General features: G+C 43.1%; 2 protein-coding genes. One reads left to right on the top strand and one right to left on the bottom strand.

Annotated features, from left to right (window positions below; translation table 11 throughout):
* Positions 1 to 341: 341 nt before the first annotated feature.
* Positions 342 to 1517, top strand: a complete 1176-nt coding sequence (locus tag QZZ43_RS12890) for a MalY/PatB family protein (RefSeq protein ID WP_291860013.1) — start codon at positions 342 to 344, stop codon at positions 1515 to 1517.
* Between the two features lie 265 nt (positions 1518 to 1782).
* Here QZZ43_RS12890 and QZZ43_RS12885 read toward each other — a convergent pair.
* Positions 1783 to 2552: EamA family transporter (locus tag QZZ43_RS12885; protein ID WP_291860010.1), on the bottom strand; the 770-nt coding region annotated here is incomplete at its 5' end.

The following is a 2552-nucleotide window of genomic DNA, read 5'->3' as shown; positions in this document are numbered from 1 at the left end:
CTCTGCCAACCTCTTCTCCATCTACCTGGGACTCTGTCATTGCGAGGGCTTTGCCCGAAGCAATCTCTAGTTGCAAAAACGTTACTTTAAACTAGAGCCAAAGACATTTGCACTTTTGGGTGTGGATGTCTTTTTTGTTATATTACCGTATTTTGACACCAATACTCTTTTATGCCGAATCTTTGGCGTTACAAATAGCTGATAATCAATGCATTAAAAAAACAAGCAATTAGGCCACAACTTAATCATAATCAAAACTTTGCGTCATTGCGTCTCTGCGTTTAAGTTTTCTTTAACGGACAATTGTGACCTGAGAATTGTGCATAAAAAACGTCTGAGAAATGAATTTTGACAAAATAATTGATCGTAGTGGCACCAATGCCCTGAAACTGGAGTTCAGAGAACGTTTATTTGGCACCAACGAGGTGATTCCTTTATGGGTTGCGGATATGGATTTTAAAGCTCCGCAGCAGGTGGTGGAAGCGATTCGAAAACGGGCTGCACATCCTATGTATGGATATACCAGCCGGGATGAGGACTTTTTTCAAGCGATTGTGGACTGGCAGAATAAGCGGCATTCATGGAATGTGTCACGCGAATGGGTGGAGTTTATGCCTGGGGTGGTACCCACTTTGGTAATGGCTGTTCAGGCTTTTACCAGCGAGGGAGATAAGGTGGTGATTCAGCCTCCGGTATATCCGCCGTTTTTTGATGTGGTGAAGGACCATGGAAGAATCATTGAGGAGAATCCTCTTATTGATACAGAATATGGATACCGGATGGATTTTGAACATCTGGAAAAAATTACGACTTCCGATGATGTTAAAATAATGATTCTTTGTCACCCACACAATCCGGTAGGACGGGTGTGGAACCGGGAAGAACTCACCCGGCTTGGTTCTATCTGTCAAAAGAACAACGTATTAATTGTTTCGGATGAAATTCATGCTGACCTGGTTTACGGAGATCAGTCGCATATTCCGCTGGCATCCATCAGTTCTGAACTGGCCGATAACTCTATTACCTGCATGGCTCCCAGTAAGACTTTTAATATCGCAGGACTAAATACTTCTTATGTCATTGTTCCAAATGAAAAAATTCGGAAGTCTTTGCAGAAAAAACTAAAGGCATATCATTTGTTTACCGGCAATATGTTCGGCGCCGAGGCTTTGAAGGCGGCTTATAAAGAGGGAGAAACGTGGTTGGAAGCTTTGTTGAAATACATCAAAGGAAATATTGAGTATGTAATGGACTTTTTCGAGCAGAATATGCCGGAAGTTCGTGTTCATAAACCGGAAGCGACCTACCTGATGTGGTTGGATTTCTCTGCCTGGAAGATGTCGGATGCTCAATTGCGAAAATTCATGATTGAAAAGGCCGGACTCGGACTAAATTATGGGCCGACATTCGGAAGTCAGGGGCAGAATTTTCAGCGACTGAATGTGGCTTCCTCGCGAAAAGTTATTGAAAAAGCGATGGCTCAATTATTGGAGGCCCGCAATCAAATTGTAAAATAAAACAACCTCTCAAACCTACCACAACTCCATTTAATCAGGCTTTTGTGAGTGGCTTCCCTAAAAAAAAAAAGTTTGAGGTATAATGCTTCTAGGACAGAAGCGGCTTTTTCCCGTTGGGGCCAAGCTTGAATAAACCCGGGCGCAAATTCGGGCAGGGGAAAAAAGTAAATCAGGTTCCCGAATGGGAGCCAATTATTAATTGGTTGAAGTATTGCTTGTTACAAGAATTCGTCATTGGTAGTGAAACGAAGCAATCCTGCCTTTTTTAGACAAAAGAGTTGTTTTTGGCCCTTTTGTGTTTAATGAATTTTCTGTTTACCACCGGAAATAAAAATACCGCAGCCAAAATGGTTAAGGTTCCCAAATAAAAACCTCCCGACATTAACTCTGACTCGCCAAAAAAAGCAACACCCAGTAGTATGCCGTAAATTGGCTCCAGATTGATGGTTAAAACTACGGTGTAGGCCGACAAAACATCCATTACTTTTACGCTTTCGGCAAATGCGTAGGCGGTGCAAACAACGCCCAGAAGCAAGAGAAAAACCCAGTCGCTCCACACAGGCAATTGCAGGCCGGCTTCGAAAGTGCCACTAAAGAGCATGTATAAGGTGATACCAATAAAACCACCGCCCATTTCATAAAAACTGATGACCAGCGGACGGTGTTTCACGATCATTACTTTATTCAAAACAGTAAATAGTCCTGCCAGAAAGGCTGATATGAGTGCAGTTATGATACCTGCAATGTGGTCGGGTTCGAACTGAAAAATCAGATATAAGCCCACCATTATGAGAAAACCGGTAACCACTTCCAGCCATACCAGAGGTCTGCGAACCAGTGCAGGCTCCAAAAGGCTGGTAAAGAGGGTGGTGGAAGCCAGGCAGCCCAGTGCTACCGATATGGTGCTGATTTTGATGGCATGAAAAAAGGTAATCCAGTGAAAAGCTACTACAAACCCGATCCCAATCAGTTGCAGAAAAGTACTTCGATTTACCGATAAACTTCGACCTCTGATTTGGAGGATTATCCCCAGGG

This window comes from Marinilabilia sp. (assembly GCF_016278715.1).
GTDB lineage: Bacteria > Bacteroidota > Bacteroidia > Bacteroidales > Marinilabiliaceae > Marinilabilia.
This window is presented reverse-complemented; position numbering and strand designations above follow the sequence as displayed.

Excerpts from the sequence above, each read along its gene's own strand:
- QZZ43_RS12890 (WP_291860013.1), top strand. The coding sequence starts at position 342 with ATGAATTTTGACAAAATAATTGATCGTAGTGGCACCAATGCCCTGAAA.